The sequence below is a fragment of the Streptomyces sp. NPDC001020 genome (assembly GCF_053599115.1).
The window spans coordinates 75693-90358 of sequence record NZ_JBSFLQ010000003.1 but is presented as its reverse complement, the minus strand read 5'-3'; the positions used below and the strand labels follow the sequence as shown (position 1 = coordinate 90358).

Here is a 14666-nt window from a genome sequence, read left to right as displayed (position 1 = left end):
GTCGCTGTGTTCGCCGGGCTTGCCGGGCTCACCGGGCAGCCCGCGACAGCGGCCGACGCCGTGGTGTCGAAGATGACGTTGGGCACCGACCAGTTCAAGATGACCGACACCGACTACGTGTCGGCGACGAACAACCTCTACAACAACGTCCTGACGAACCACGTCAACCTCACGGACGTCGTCACCACCAACTTCACGACCAACTCGTCCGGGGCCACCGACTCCTGGATGAACCTGCGCTCCATGCGCTCCTGTACCGGCGACGAGACGAAGGCGCTGCCGCCGGTCACCAAGAAGATCTCCTGGTGCTGGTCCTCGGCGCACGCCGACGACACCACTCCGCGCTGGTTCCCGCAGGGCATGAGCACCACCGGCACCGCCGACGGCGGCGACGGCGCCATCCAGGGCAAGCACGTCACGGCGGTCGCCTGGCACTACAAGACGTTCAAGACCGACTCGGCCGGCACCCTTGAGGCCAACGACGGCTGCAAGACGAACAACCTGCTCAAGCTCACCTTCATCGACCGGGACACCGGCAAGTACCGTCACGTCCTGCTCGCCGAGCCGACCAGCGGCGGCTCGAACTTCAAGTTCGTCACCGGCCACGGCGGCGGCATCGCCTGGTACGCGAACTACATCTACGTCACCGACACGGCCCACGGCATCCGGGTCTTCGACATCAACAGGATGGCGAAGGTCAACACCTACGGCTCCGGCCTCAACTCGTACGGCGTCAGCGGCGGCAAGTCCAGCGCCTGCGGTTACCCCTACGTGCTGCCCGAGGTCCACTACTACCAGCAGTCGGGCACGCCGGACTCGTGCGCCAGCAACGCGGGCGACGGGACGCCGGACACGCAGCACCTCTGCTACTCCTGGCTCTCCCTCGACAAGTCCGGCGGCTCCCCGTACAAGCTGGTCACCGGCGAGTGGTACGGCTCGGCGACGGGCGCCCGCGTGGTGCGCTACCAGCTCAACCCGACGAGCGCCTCCACCTACCCGGGGCTGCTGAACATGTCCGGTGGCAAGACCGTGATCCAGGACGCCTACGTGACCAGCGGCTATCTGGGCCTCCAGGGCGGCATGAGCTGGACGGACAGCTCGGGGCTGCTGAACTTCGACTTCAGCAAGGGCTGCGGCACCAAGCCCGCCGTGTTCTCGCACACCTGGGTGGGCGACACCCGGGCCGTGACCAGCTGCGCCTCCAACGGCAACTGGGCGGTCGGCTCGCCGCAGGCACTCAGCTACTGGCCGAAGCTCGACACCACCCAGGTGGACGAGCTGTGGGGACTGACGGAGGGCATCTGCGCCGGCACCTCGCTGCGGGCCTCCTACCCGTATGAGTTCCCGGCCATCTCGGAGGGCGGCAACGCCTGCGACGGCTACAACGGCTCGGCGAATCTGTCGCTGCGTTCGGTCTTCGCCGTCGGCTTCAACGACTCGGCCGTACAGAACCTGCACTGACGTACGGCGGTCGGTAGTACCCGCGCACGCTCCGGCGGGACCCGGATCCAGGCGCTGAACGGCGGTCCGGGCCCCGCCGGGGTTCCGTCCATCGAGCGCGGCGTCTCAATTGATGAACATGTGAAGGAACGTCCGATACGACCCCGTAATGTTGATGTCGTGACCGTGAACGCTAAGACCAGCGCGAGCGCTGGCAACACCTGGCGAGACCTGCCCGCGGCGCAGCAGCCCGAGTACCCCGACACCGAGGCTCTGCGCGCAGTGATCGCGGACCTCGAGTCGTATCCGCCGCTCGTCTTCGCGGGCGAGTGCGATCAGCTGCGCGCCCGGATGGGAGCCGTCGCCAAGGGCGAGGCGTTCCTGCTTCAGGGCGGCGACTGCGCGGAGGCCTTCGACGCAGTGTCCGCCGACCACATCCGTAACAAGCTCAAGACCCTGCTCCAGATGGGGGCCGTGCTCACGTACGCGGCCTCGGTACCGGTCGTGAAGGTCGGCCGGATCGCCGGCCAGTACTCCAAGCCGCGCTCCAAGCCGACCGAGACCCGTGACGGCGTGACCCTGCCGACCTACCGGGGCGACTCCGTCAACGGCTTCGACTTCACCGAGAAGGCCCGCGTCCCGGACCCCGAGCGCCTGAAGCGGATGTACAACGCCTCCGCCTCGACGCTCAACCTGGTGCGCGCCTTCACCACCGGCGGCTACGCCGACCTGCGTCAGGTGCACGCCTGGAACCAGGACTTCGTGCGGTCCTCGCCCTCCGGGCAGCGCTACGAGCAGCTGGCGCGGGAGATCGACAACGCGCTGAACTTCATGCACGCCTGCGGGACGGACCCGGAGGAGTTCAAGACCGTTGAGTTCTTCTCCTCGCACGAGGCCCTGCTGATGGCCTACGAGACCGCTCTGACCAGGGTCGACTCGCGCACGGGGCAGCTGTACGACGTCTCCGGGCACATGGTGTGGATCGGTGAGCGCACCCGTCAGCTGGACGGCGCGCACATCGAGTTCGCCTCGAAGATCCGCAACCCGATCGGCATCAAGCTCGGCCCGACGACGACGGCCGAGGAGGCGCTGCAGTACATCGACCGGCTCGACCCGGAGCGCGAGCCGGGACGGCTGACCTTCATCGTCCGCATGGGCGCGGACAAGATCCGCGACAGGCTCCCCGAGCTGGTGGAGAAGGTCACGGCATCGGGTGCGGTCGTCGCATGGGTCACCGACCCGATGCATGGCAACACGTTCGAGGCGGCCTCCGGGCACAAGACCCGCCGCTTCGACGATGTGCTGGACGAGGTCAAGGGCTTCTTCGAGGTCCACAAGTCGCTGGGCACGCATCCGGGCGGCATCCATGTGGAGCTGACCGGCGACGACGTCACCGAGTGCGTGGGTGGCGGCGACGAGATCTTCGTCGACGATCTGCACCAGCGCTACGAGACGGCCTGCGACCCGCGCCTGAACCGCAGCCAGTCCCTCGACCTCGCGTTCCTCGTCGCCGAGATGTACAGGGACCAGTAGCCGCCTGGGTGGCTGGTGCCGATGAAGTGGGGCGCGGATCACATGCGATCCGCGCCCCACTTCGCTTCTGCAAGGTCGGCACGATGGGTAAGGTTAGGTTTGCCTCACCGACCAGTCGGGATGGCGTGACCCATGAATCCCGTCGGGAGGTGAATCCGCGTGTACGTCTGCAGCTGTTTCGGCGTGACCGAGGCGCAGGTCAAGGAGCACGCGGAGGGTGGGGCGTGTACGCCACGGCAGATCGCCTCGGCGTGCAAGGCGGGTACGGACTGCGGGTCGTGCGTACGGCGGATCCAGGCGCTGCTGGGCAGGGGGACGTGCCCCCGTCGCGAAGCGGTCGACCAGGGCAGGCCGGCCCTCCTCTCCCGCCTGGACGGCCTGGAGGAGGCCGCCTGAGTGCCCCGGCGGCTCCGGTAAGGCCCTGGTGCCGCGGCGCTAGCTGTCCGGCTGCTCGATGACCTGTGCGAGGTAGAGCGCCTCCCCGAGTTTGTCGACCAGTTCGAGTTGGGTGTCCAGATAGTCGATGTGGTGCTCCTCGTCCTCGAGGATCGACTCGAAGATGTTCGCGGACGTGATGTCGCCCTTCTCCCGCATGAGCTTGATGCCGCGCTTGAGCCGGTCGATCGCCTCGACCTCGATCTGTCGGTCGGCCTCGAACATCTCCCTGACGGTCTGCCCCACCCGCACATGGAAGAGCCGCTGGTAGTTCGGCAGTCCCTCGAGGAAGAGGATGCGGTCGGTGAGCACCTCCGCATGCTTCATCTCGTCGAACGACTCGCGGCGCGTGTACTTGGCGAGTTTGTACCAGCCGAAGTTGTCCTGCATCTTCGCGTGCAGGAAGTACTGGTTGATCGCGGTCAGCTCGCCAGTGAGCTGCTCATTGAGGAATTCGATGACCTCGGGGTCGCCCTGCATTGCGCGGGCTCCTTCCAGGCGGGGGGCTGGCGGGTTGCGCCGCATGATTGCATCGGCACACAAGAGCGTCCAGTAAGTGCACACTTAGTACGAGTTGTCCGGAATTCTGTACGGGTTGGTCATGTGCACCCTCCCCGGTCTGTCAGGATGGAGTCATGGGGCATCCGGCGGAGCGTGCATCTGGAGAAGCGGTACGGGACGAGCTTCCGCCGGGGCAGCGACTGCAGCGGGGCTGGCCGGTCACGCACTATGGGCCCGTGCCCAAGTTCCGCCCCGAACGCTGGGAGTTCAGAGTCTTCGGCGCCACCGCGGACGGCGAGAAGCACTGCTGGAACCACGAGGAGTTCACGGCTCTGCCCTACGCGACCGTCATAGCTGATCTGCACTGCGTCACGAAGTACAGCATGCTCGGGGCCGAATGGGGCGGCATCCCGGCCCGGACGGTCCTGGAGCTGGCGCCACCTGCGCCCGCCGTCACCCATGTCATGGTCTGGGCGGAGTACGGATACAGCTCGAACCTGCGCCTTGCCGACTTCGCCTCGGACCGGGCGATCTTCGCCACTCACAAGGACGGCGAACTGCTCACCGCGGAACACGGCTTCCCGCTACGTCTGATCGTTCCGCATCTGTATGCCTGGAAGGGCCCCAAGTGGGTCCGCGGCATCGAGTACATGACCGCCGACCGGCGCGGCTTCTGGGAGGAGCGCGGGTACAACAACATCGGCGACCCGTGGAAGGAGCAGCGCTACTCGTACCAGGAGGAGCCCGGGGACGGCCCCGAGCTCTGACTCCTGGTGGACGTGGTCCATGTGCGCTTCGTGTCGCATGGCCGTCCCCCTGCGTCAGGCGGTTCCTTTCCTTTCATGGAACCGTATACCCCCAGGGGGTATTCCGTCAGTCCTGGCGCCGAAGGCTTTTCAGTCGCTCCACATCCGCTGCGTGCCCTTCCTTGCCGCCGGGCGTCTCGATGATCACCGGCACGCCCGCAGTGGCCGGATGGGTCATCAGCGCGCGGAACGGGTCCTCTCCTATGTGACCGGAACCGATGTTCGCGTGGCGGTCCTTGTGGGCGCCGACCACGTCCTTGGAGTCATTGGCGTGGATCAGCCTGAGCCGCCCCTCACCGACGGTGTCCACCAGCAGGTCCAGGGTCCGGTGCATCCCGTCCGGACCGGTCAGATCGTGCCCGGCGGCGAACACATGGCAGGTGTCGAGGCAGACGCCCAGCCTGGGGTGCGCGTCGAGGGCTTCGAAGTACGGTCCGAAGTCCCAGGTGCGGGAGCACAGCGAGGCACCCTGACCGGCGGTCGACTCCAGTAGGAGGTACGGGTCGTCGTCGTGCGTCAGTTCGTCCAGCAGGGGCAGCATGTGCTCGCGCACCTGCTTCAACGCCACGGCCCGGTCCCGGCCGCCGGTGGCACTCCCGGTGTGCACCACGACACCGAGCGCCCCGATCTCTCGGCCCCGGCGCAACGAGTGACGCAAGGACTCCACGGACTTCTCGACGGTCGCCTGGGTGTGCGAACCGAAGTTGATCAGATAGGGCGCGTGCACATACACCGGGATCGACCCGGCGGCACACGCGGCCCGGAACTCCTCGTCCTGCCGTGGATTGCCGACGGGCGTCGCCCAGCCGCGCGGATTGGCGACGAAGACCTGCACGGTCTCGGCCCCGAGGTCGCGGGCGTAGGCCAGCCCGACGGAGTGCAGACCGCCGGCGACGGGGACGTGACCGCCGATGGGATTGCGAAGGACGCCGGAGGCGGCGCGGGACTGCTGAGTGCTCACCCGTCAAGGGTGTCACGCGGCCTCGGGCGCCCTACCGGCCGGTCCGCGCCATGGGTGCCCGTCAGCGGATCTTGATGGTGATCGTCGACCCCTTCGGCGCCTTGTCGCCGCCCTTCACCGACTGGCTCTTGACCGTGTCGCCGAACAAGCCCAGAATGCCTCGGTCCTCCTCGACCTCGAAGCCGGCGCTCTTCAGGGCCTGCTTCGCGTCGTCGACGCTGTTGCCGACCACGTCCGGGACCTTGACCATCTCGGGGCCCTTGGAGATCGTCAGCGTCACCGTGTCGCCCTCGCCGAGCTCCGCGTCCGCGCCCGGCGACTGCCGGGCGACCTGTCCGGCGTCGAACTCCGACGTGACCCGCGTATCGGCGATCTCCACCTTCAGACCCGCCCCCCGCAACGTCGCCGTGGCGTCGTCGACGGACGTGCCTGTCACGTCGGGCACGTCCACCGGGGCGCCCCTGCTGACGGTGAGGGCGATCGCCGAACCGCTGTGCCGCATGGTGCCCGTCCCGGGATCCGTGCCGATCACCGAGCCCTTGCGTACGTCCTCGCTGAAGGCGCGCGTGACCATACCCGCGACCAGGCCGTCCTGCTTGAGCCGGTCCTGCGCCTTGGCCAGCGGGTAGCCCTTCAGATCGGGCACCTTCACGGTCTCGGGACCGTCCGAGATGGTCAGCGACACCGAGTCGTTGGAGCGGATCCGCGCGCCCGTCGTCGGGTCGCTGCTGATCACCGTGCCACGCTTGACCGTGTCGCTGTAGGCGTGCTTGACCTGCTTGACGTCGAGTCCGTCCTTCTTCAACCGCTCCCGCGCCTGTGCCTCGGTCTTGGCGAGCAGCGGCGGGACCTTGGTGAACTGGCCGGAGTTGATGTACCAGACGCCCGTGCCCACGCCGAACACCACCAGCACGGCCACCACGAGCGCGAGCAGACCCCGCCGGGGGAGCACGGAGCGCCGCGGCGGCTCCGACGGCGGGGTCTCCAGCCGGCTCGTCCGGTTGAGTATGGACTCCTCGTCCTCGTTGACGGGCGGGGCGAGGGGCAGCAGCCGCGGGATCACACTCGTGCGGTCCTCGGCGTTGTCGTGCTCCGAGGTGATGGCCTGCGGCGGTACGGCGTCCAGCTGCTCGGCGGTGAGCGCGCTGCGCGTCCTGAGTACCTGGCCGAGCAGCGCCACCGCGTCGCCCGGGCGCTGCTCCGGCCTGCGCGCGGTCGCCGAGACGACCAGCTCGTCGAGTTCTGGCGCCAGCCCCGGCACCAGTGCCGACGGCGTCGGCACGTCCTCGTGGAGGTGCTGGTAGAGCACCTGGGCGGGGGAGTCGCCGTCATGCGGCTTGGCACCGGTGAGCATCTCGTAGAGGACGACCCCGCACGCGTACACATCGACCCTGGGATCGGCCGTACCGTGCTCGATCTGCTCGGGAGCGAGATACGACACCGTGCCGAGTACGGCGCCCGTCGTGTCGTCGGTGACGGTGTCCACGGCACGGACCAGACCGAAGTCCGCCACCTTGACCCGGCCGTCGTCCCCTATCAGGACGTTCTCCGGCTTCATGTCGCGGTGCACGAACCCGGCGCGGTGCGCGGCGCCCAGCGCGGCCAGCACCGGCTCCAGGATGCCCAGGGCCGCGCGCGGCTGCAGCGCCCCGCGCTCCCGCAGCACATCGCGCAGGGTGCACCCGGCGACGTACTCCATGGCGAGGTAGACGTACGACCCGTCGGTGCCCTGGTCGAAGACCTGCACCACGTTCGGGTGGGCGAGCCGCGCGACCGACTTGGCCTCGCGGATGAAGCGCTCGACGAACGAGCCGTCGGCGGCCAGCGTCGGGTGCATCACCTTGAGCGCGAGGACACGGTCGAGGCGGGTGTCCACGGCCCGGTAGACCGTGGCCATCCCGCCGACCGCGATCCGCGCGTCGACGCGATAGCGGCCGTCGAGCACCTGCCCGACGAGCGGGTCCTTAAGGGTCGTATCCACGCAGGTGAGTCTACGAGGGCACACCGTCACTCTCGCCCGTTCCAGTGGCGACGGAGCAGGACTGGAGCCGACCTGTGACGCACCTCGCAGCCCCCTGGCCGCGAGCGGGCTCAGAACGCCGGCCGCTCCGGGTCCAGCCGTGCCCTGCCCTGCGCGGGGGACGACGCCTCCGCGAAGTGCCGGCGCGGAATGCGGCCCGCCCGCCGGGCCAGCCGGCCCGCCTCCACCGCGTGCCGCATGGCCCGAGCCATCAGTACGGGCTCCCGGGCCCGGGTCACCGCCGAGGCGAGCATCACACCCGCGCACCCCAGCTCCATGGCGAACGCCGCGTCCGACGCCGTACCCGCGCCCGCGTCCAGAATGACCGGCACACGCGCGTGCTCCACGATCAGCTCGAAGTTGTGCGGGTTGCGGATGCCGAGCCCGGAGCCGATCGGCGAGCCGAGCGGCATGATCGCGGCACAGCCGACGTCCTCCAGCCTGCGGGCGAGGACGGGGTCGTCGTTCGTGTACGGCAGCACGGTGAAACCGTCGTCGACCAGTGTCTCGGCCGCGTCCAGCAGCTCGATCGGGTCGGGCAGCAGGGTCCGCTCGTCGGCGATGACCTCCAGCTTGACGAGATCCGTGCCGAGCGCCTCACGGGCCAGCCGGGCGGTCAGCACCGCCTCGCCCGCGGTGAAGCAGCCCGCCGTGTTGGGCAGCACCCGGATGCCCAGCCTGTCGAGCACCGAGAGGACCGAGCCGTGCACCGAGGTGTCGACACGCCGCATTGCGACCGTTGTCAGCTCGGTACCGGAGGCCACCAGCGCCCGCTCCAGCACATCGAGACTGGGCGCACCGCCGGTCCCCATGATCAGCCGGGATGTGAGGGCGGTACCGCCGAGGACGAAGGGGTCGTCAGCCATGCGTCAGCCTCCTTGGACGGCGGTGAGGACCTCGACGCGATCCCCCTCGGACAGGGGCGTCGACGGCCATTGCGTGCGCGGGACGACGGTTTCGTTGAGGGCGGCGGCCACACCCGAGGGGGCTTCGGTGAGGGCCTGCACGAGCGCGTCGAGCGCGGTACCGGGAGCGACCTGCCGGGGCTCCCCGTTGACCGAGATGTTCATACGGGCTGCTCCGTGGGTGCTGCGGCGGTGAAGCGCCTGGGGGTGAAGGGGCGGGCCTCGGCGGGGAGCTCGCCGGTGGTCAGGGCGTGCGCCAGGACATCGCCGGTGATCGGGGTGAGCAGGACGCCGTTGCGGTGGTGCCCGGTGGCCAGCAGCAGACCCTCCAGCTCCGTCGGGCCGAGCAGCGGCGCGTTGTCGGGGGAGCCGGGCCGCAGTCCCGCACGGGTCTCGGTGAGCGGCAGCTCGGTGATCCCGGGGACCAGCTCGTGCGCGTCCCGCAGCAGCTCGTACACGCCGCCCGCGGTGACCGTGGTGTCCCAGCCCAGCTCCTCGCTGGTCGCGCCGACGACCAGCTCACCGCTCTCCCGCGGCACCAGGTAGACCTGACTGCCGCGGACCACGGCGCGCACGGTACGGCTCAGGAACGGCGCCTGCCGCTTCGGCACGGTCAGCCGCAGTACCTGGCCCTTCACAGGGCGCACGGGCGGCAGGACATCGTCCGGGACTCCCGCGAGCCGCCCGCTGAGACTGCCCGCGGCGAGGACGACCCGTCCCGCGGCGAGGTCGGCGCCGTCGGCGGTCCTGACCCCGGCAGCCCGCTCCCGCGCCACCGACAGCCGCTCTGCCCACACCCGGTGGAAGACCACTTCCGCACGCTCGCAGGCCGTCACCAGGGCCCCGGCGAGACGGCGCGGATCGATCTGGTGATCGCCGTCGGCCCTGAGTCCCCCGCTCACGCCCGGCGCGAGCATCGGCTCCAGGCGGCGGCACTCGCGCCCGTTCAGCCACTCCGACTCCAGGCCCGACCGCTGCCGCAGGGCGTGCAGCTCGCGCAGATGGGCGCGGTCGTCGGCGTCGAGCGCGACAGTGAGCGTGCCGCACCTGCGGTAGCCGAGGTCCTGGCCGGTGGCCTCGGTCAGCTCCGCGGCGAAGTCCGGATAGCGGCGCGCGGACGCCAGAGTGAGGCCGAGCAGGGTCTGCTCGCCGTGGGACAGCTCGCTGACGGCGGCGAGCATCCCGGCGGCCACCAGGGCTGCCCCGCCGCCCGGCTCGGGGTCCACGACGGCTGTGGCGAATCCGTGTTGCGCGGCGCGCCAGGCCGTCACCAGGCCTATGATCCCGCCCCCGACGACGAGGACGTCGGATGTACGTGGAGACGACATGGGCGTCCAGCCCCTCCCTTCGCCGGCATGACCCGGATCAGGTTCGTACGGTCGGAGGCCGTCCCAGCCTCCCTCTCAGCCCGGTGCGTCCGGGCTCCCGCGAGTGCTTGTACGGTGGCCACCCTAGACCCACCGACGGTCAGGCCTTCGCCCCCCCGTCACGTACGAGGCCCAGGCCACCGGGGGAGCCGCGGACGTGCGCAGGGGGCGAGTGTTGTGGAACAGGTCACTCAGCACGCCCCCTGACTGACGGGTTGTCAGTTGTCTAAGGTGATCAGGTGAGCGAGCAGACGCAGGCACGGGGCGGATCGGCACGGCGCGTCGTCGTCGTGGGCGCGGGCATGGCCGGGGTACAGACCGCGGTCGCCCTGCGGGAACAGGGGTTCACCGGCAGCGTGACGCTGATCGGCGCGGAGCCGCACCAGCCGTACGACAGGCCGCCGCTGTCCAAGGCCGTGCTGCTCGGCAAGGCCGAGGGCTCCGCCTTCGACGTCGACTTCGAGGCCCTGGACATCGAGCTCCGGCTGGGCTGCGAGGCGCTCGGCGTGCGTCCCGACGACCACGAACTGGACACCGCCGAGGGCCCTGTCCCGTACGACGTCCTGGTCCTCGCGACGGGGGCGGAGCCGATCCGGCTGCCGGGCGCGGAAGGCGTCCCCGGTGTGCATCTGCTGCGCACGTTGGACGACGCCGAGCGGCTGCGGCCGGTCCTCGCCGAGCAGCACGACATCGTGGTGGTGGGCGCGGGATGGATCGGCGCCGAGTTCGCCACCGCCGCACGCGAGGCAGGCTGCGCGGTGACCGTGGTGGAGGCCGCGGACCGGCCGCTCGCTGGGGCGCTGCCCGCGGAAGTGGCCGCGCCGATGGCGGCCTGGTACGCGGACAGCGGGACGGATCTGCGCACCCACGCACGCGTGGAACGCGTCGAGACGGGAGCCGTGGTGCTCGACGACGGCTCGCGGGTGCCCGCGGGCGCGGTGGTCGTGGGTATCGGAGCGCGTCCGGCCACGGCGTGGCTCGCCGGTTCCGGTGTCGCGCTCGGCGACCACGGCGAGGTCCTGGCGGACGAGTATCTGCGCACGTCGGTGCCGGACGTGTACGCGGTCGGGGACTGCACGTCCTTCCCGTCGGGGCGTTACGAGGAACGCCTGCTGGTCCACCACTGGGACAACGCCCTCCAGGGCCCGCGCACGGTGGCCGCGAACATCATCGGAGAAGTGCCGGCGGCGTACGACCCGGTGCCCTACTTCTGGTCGGAGCAGTTCGGCCGCTTCGTCCAGTACGTGGGCCACCACACCTCCGCGGACACCATGGTGTGGCGGGGTGCCCCGGAAGGAGCGTCCTGGACGGTGTGCTGGCTGCGCTCCGGCCGTCTGGTGGCCCTCCTGGCGGTGGGCAGGCCCAGGGACCTGGCCCAGGGCCGCCGCCTGATCGAAGCGGGCGCCACCATGGACCCGGAGCGACTGCCGGACCCCTCCCGCCCCCTGAAGGAGGCGACGGCGTAGCCGCTGCTCCACCGGCGACAGCCCCGCCCTGGGTGGGCGACACCCCCTACCGGGGCAACTGGCACCCCGCCGGAGGCGCTCAGCTTCCGACTGTCAGTCCGGGATGGCACCCTTGTCCCGTGACCGAGATTGACGCAAAGATCGATGCTCTCGTCCCCGCCTGGCTCAACCTCCCCGAGATCGCCGAAGCGCTCGACGTCGAGGTGACCCGCGTGCGGCAGTTGGTCAAGGAGGGCCAGCTCATCGCCGTACGCCGTGGCGAGAACCGGGCGCTGCACGTCCCCGCCGCCTTCATCGACGGGGACAAGGTCGTCAGGGGCCTGACCGGCACCCTGACGCTGCTGCGGGACGACGGCTTCACGGACGAAGAGATGCTGGAGTGGCTCTTCACCCCCGACCCGACCCTGCCCGGAACCCCCGCCCAGGCCCTCAGTGAGAATCGCGGCACGGAGGTGAAGCGTCGCGCGCAGGCGCTCGCCGTCTGATCAGATCCGATTACGACCGTCCGGCGTACGGGCCGCGGCCCGGGCTGTCCGCGCCCGCCGTGGCCCGTACGCCACCGACAACGGGGGACCACCGTGCCCAACACCCGCCGCACCGCCCTCCTGGCCGACGCACGCGTCTACCTGTGCACGGACGCCCGTAGGCGCCAGGGCGACCTCGCCGAGTTCCTCGACGCGGTCCTTGCCGGCGGGGTCGACATCGTGCAACTGCGCGACAAGGGCATGGAGGCCGCCGAGGAGCTGGACCACCTTCAGGTCCTCGCCGACGCCTGCGCACGCCACGGCAAGCTGCTGGCGGTGAACGACCGCGCGGACGTCGCCCACGCCGCAGCGTCCGACGTCCTGCACCTGGGCCAGGGCGACCTCCCGGTCCCCGCGGCCCGCGCCGTCCTCGGCGGTGACGTCCTGATAGGCCGCTCCACGCACTCCGAGGCGGAAGCCGAGGCGGCCGCTGTCCAGGAGGGTGTGGACTACTTCTGCACGGGCCCCTGCTGGCCAACCCCCACCAAACCCGGCCGCCCGGCCCCGGGCCTGGGCCTGGTCCGCCACACCGCCGCTCTGGGCACTGACCGCCCCTGGTTCGCCATCGGCGGTATCGACCTCGGCAACCTGGACGAGGTCCTTGAGGCCGGCGCCCGCCGCGTGGTCGTCGTACGCGCGATCACCGAGGCGGACGATCCCGGTGCGGCTGCGGCGGAGCTCGCCAAGCGGGTGCGCGCGGTGTGACAGGGCTCGTTACCGTGAGGTGCGCCCCCTGTGCGCTCGGTAGGCCACGGTGAGTTGTTGCCGCCCCGGTGTCCGATAGATGGACAACTGGAAGACAATTCGGACGAATCATCCCCGTCTGGTTGGGTGACCGGCACCCCCTGGCTAACCTGCGACTATGGCCCTCGGAACCGCATCCACCAGGACTGATCGAGCACGTACGGTGCGCGACATCCTCGCCTCCGGCAAGACGACGTACTCCTTCGAGTTCTCGGCGCCGAAGACCCCCAAGGGTGAGCGGAACCTGTGGAGCGCGCTCAGAAGGGTCGAGGCGGTCGCCCCTGACTTCGTCTCCGTGACCTACGGTGCGGGCGGCTCCACGAGGGCCGGCACGGTCAAGGAGACCGAGCAGATCGTCGCCGACACGACGCTCACGCCGGTCGCCCACCTCACCGCGGTCGACCACTCCGTCGCGGAGCTGCGCAACATCATCGGTCAGTACGCCGACGCCGGGATCCGCAATATGCTGGCCGTCCGCGGCGACCCGCCCGGCGACCCCATGGGCGAGTGGGTGCCGCACCCCAAGGGTCTGACCTACGCGGCCGAACTCGTCCGGCTCATCAAGGAGTCGGGCGACTTCTGCGTCGGTGTCGCCGCGTTCCCCGAGATGCACCCGCGCTCCAGCGACTGGGACATCGACGTCTCGCACTTCGTCGACAAGTGCCGGGCCGGTGCCGACTACGCCATCACGCAGATGTTCTTCCAGCCGGAGTCCTATCTGCGCCTGCGCGACAGGGTCGTCGCGGCGGGCTGCGGGACCCCGGTCATCCCCGAGGTGATGCCCGTGACCAGCGTGCGGATGCTGGAGCGGCTGCCGCAGCTCAGCAACGCCGCCATCCCGGCCGCTCTGAAAGAACGGATCCTCGCAGCGAAGGACGACGCGGCGGCGGTACGCTCCATTGGTATCGAGTTCGCAACGGAGTTCTGTGCGAGGCTGCTGGCCGAGGGAGTCCCCGGGCTGCACTTCATCACGCTCAACAGCTCCACGGCGACGCTCGAAATCTACGAAAACCTGGGTCTGCACCATCCACAGCGGGCCTGACCGCCGCAGCGGCGTACGACATACGGCGTAGCGGCCACTGGGAGAGGGGCGTACATGGGCTGGACGGCCCTCTACATTGCGTTCGGCATCGTCGCGCTGTGGTTGCTCGGCGAGGTGCTGTTGCAGTACAAGGCGCGCCTGCGCTGGCGGTTGCTCGCCTTCACCGGCTTCCTGGGCGTCGTGCTCGGTGTCCTGATCTCCTCCGTGGTGGTCATCGGGCTGGGCTTGGCCGCCTTCGCGGTCGGACAGACCTATGTGACCCTGTCGTTCCGGCGCGGTTTCGCGTCCGGCTGGGCGGTCGGCCACCGTGACCACGAGGGTGGTGGCGCAAGCAAGCGCCGTCGGCGCGAGGCAGCCCCCCAGGATCCGGCGCCTGAGGCGTCCGGCGAGCACCACCCACAGGATGCCCACGACGGCCACGACGACGTCTTCTCCGGTTCGCAGCCCGCGGAGACCGCGGCGGCGTCGAGTGCCGTCTACGACCCGCAGCCCCTGCCGGAGGACACCGGTTCCTACGGCGTCTACAACAACACGGCGTACGCCGCCGAGCCCCAGGACCAGCCGCAGAACTACGCGTACGACGGCTACTCCGGGTACGGGCAGCAGCAGTACGACTATGGCGACGGCCGGCAGCAGTACGACGGCTACTCCGACCCGTACGCCGGCACGCAGAGCTACGGCGGCTCGTACGACACCGCGCACGACGGCGGGCAGCAGTACGGGCAGCAGGCGTACGGCCAGGACCAGTACGCCACCGGCGGCTACGCGGAGACCCCGCCCGGCGGCGTCTGGGTTCCTCAACAGCGCACCCCCGGCGAGGCGTTCGGTGGTGAACTCCCGGCGGAGCAGCCGTACCCGTACCAGGGCAACGGCACGGCGCACGGAAACGGTTACGACGAGCAGTACCGCTACTGAGCGGCCG

The 14666-nt window shown here is 69.9% G+C and carries 15 protein-coding genes and 1 riboswitch; of the genes, 9 read left to right on the top strand and 6 right to left on the bottom strand.

Annotated features, from left to right (window positions below):
• Window positions 1–6 precede the first annotated feature (6 nt).
• From ACWDEX_RS03375 to ACWDEX_RS03365, 3 genes are all read left to right on the top strand, one after another.
• Window positions 7–1461, top strand: coding sequence for a hypothetical protein (locus ACWDEX_RS03375; protein WP_450461454.1), 1455 nt, complete (start codon window positions 7–9; stop codon window positions 1459–1461).
• Window positions 1462–1620: 159 nt separating this feature from the next.
• A complete protein-coding gene (locus tag ACWDEX_RS03370; protein ID WP_450461453.1) occupies window positions 1621–2973 on the top strand; it encodes a class II 3-deoxy-7-phosphoheptulonate synthase in 1353 nt (450 codons plus the stop codon).
• Between the two features lie 159 nt (window positions 2974–3132).
• Window positions 3133–3369 (top strand): (2Fe-2S)-binding protein, encoded by a 237-nt coding sequence (locus tag ACWDEX_RS03365; protein ID WP_450461452.1) that lies wholly within the window; start codon window positions 3133–3135, stop codon window positions 3367–3369.
• A 39-nt stretch (window positions 3370–3408) separates the two neighbouring features.
• Here ACWDEX_RS03365 and bfr read toward each other — a convergent pair whose 3' ends face one another.
• A complete protein-coding gene (gene bfr, locus ACWDEX_RS03360; protein ID WP_450461451.1) occupies window positions 3409–3888 on the bottom strand; it encodes a bacterioferritin in 480 nt (159 codons plus the stop codon).
• Between the two features lie 155 nt (window positions 3889–4043).
• Between bfr and ACWDEX_RS03355 the strand changes: the two genes are divergently transcribed.
• A complete protein-coding gene (locus ACWDEX_RS03355) occupies window positions 4044–4676 on the top strand; it encodes a sulfite oxidase-like oxidoreductase (protein WP_450461450.1) in 633 nt (210 codons plus the stop codon).
• A 106-nt stretch (window positions 4677–4782) separates the two neighbouring features.
• On the opposite strand, the gene ACWDEX_RS03350 is transcribed toward ACWDEX_RS03355, so the two are convergent.
• The 5 genes from ACWDEX_RS03350 to thiO form a co-directional block, all read right to left on the bottom strand.
• A complete protein-coding gene (locus tag ACWDEX_RS03350; protein WP_450461449.1) occupies window positions 4783–5676 on the bottom strand; it encodes a deoxyribonuclease IV in 894 nt (297 codons plus the stop codon).
• A gap of 61 nt (window positions 5677–5737) precedes the next feature.
• Entirely contained in the window at window positions 5738–7657 is a 1920-nt protein-coding gene (pknB, locus tag ACWDEX_RS03345; RefSeq protein ID WP_450461448.1) for a Stk1 family PASTA domain-containing Ser/Thr kinase, read from the bottom strand.
• A 110-nt stretch (window positions 7658–7767) separates the two neighbouring features.
• The gene (locus ACWDEX_RS03340; RefSeq protein ID WP_450461447.1) at window positions 7768–8562 is read right to left on the bottom strand and encodes a thiazole synthase; all 795 of its coding nucleotides are present in this window, start codon (window positions 8560–8562) and stop codon (window positions 7768–7770) included.
• 3 nt (window positions 8563–8565) lie between these two features.
• On the bottom strand, window positions 8566–8766 hold the full coding sequence (gene thiS, locus ACWDEX_RS03335; protein WP_450461445.1) for a sulfur carrier protein ThiS: 201 nt from the start codon (window positions 8764–8766) through the stop codon (window positions 8566–8568).
• On the bottom strand, window positions 8763–9929 hold the full coding sequence (gene thiO, locus ACWDEX_RS03330; RefSeq protein WP_450461444.1) for a glycine oxidase ThiO: 1167 nt from the start codon (window positions 9927–9929) through the stop codon (window positions 8763–8765). Before thiO ends, thiS begins: the two co-directional genes overlap by 4 nt.
• Window positions 9927–10040: riboswitch (TPP riboswitch) on the bottom strand. It overlaps the preceding gene by 3 nt.
• Window positions 10041–10207: 167 nt before the next feature.
• On the opposite strand from thiO, the gene ACWDEX_RS03325 reads away from it, so the two are divergent.
• The 5 genes from ACWDEX_RS03325 (at window position 10208) to ACWDEX_RS03305 (ending at window position 14659) form a co-directional block, all read left to right on the top strand.
• Complete coding sequence (locus ACWDEX_RS03325; RefSeq protein ID WP_450461443.1) at window positions 10208–11434, top strand: NAD(P)/FAD-dependent oxidoreductase; 1227 nt, start codon at window positions 10208–10210, stop codon at window positions 11432–11434.
• 119 nt (window positions 11435–11553) lie between these two features.
• Window positions 11554–11919, top strand: a complete 366-nt coding sequence (locus ACWDEX_RS03320; RefSeq protein ID WP_450461442.1) for an Rv2175c family DNA-binding protein — start codon at window positions 11554–11556, stop codon at window positions 11917–11919.
• A gap of 93 nt (window positions 11920–12012) precedes the next feature.
• The gene (gene thiE, locus ACWDEX_RS03315; protein ID WP_450461441.1) at window positions 12013–12663 is read left to right on the top strand and encodes a thiamine phosphate synthase; all 651 of its coding nucleotides are present in this window, start codon (window positions 12013–12015) and stop codon (window positions 12661–12663) included.
• Between the two features lie 157 nt (window positions 12664–12820).
• The gene (gene metF / locus ACWDEX_RS03310; RefSeq protein WP_450461440.1) at window positions 12821–13744 is read left to right on the top strand and encodes a methylenetetrahydrofolate reductase [NAD(P)H]; all 924 of its coding nucleotides are present in this window, start codon (window positions 12821–12823) and stop codon (window positions 13742–13744) included.
• A 54-nt stretch (window positions 13745–13798) separates the two neighbouring features.
• Entirely contained in the window at window positions 13799–14659 is an 861-nt protein-coding gene (locus tag ACWDEX_RS03305) for an SCO2102 family sporulation regulator (protein WP_450461439.1), read from the top strand.
• Window positions 14660–14666: the final 7 nt, after the last annotated feature.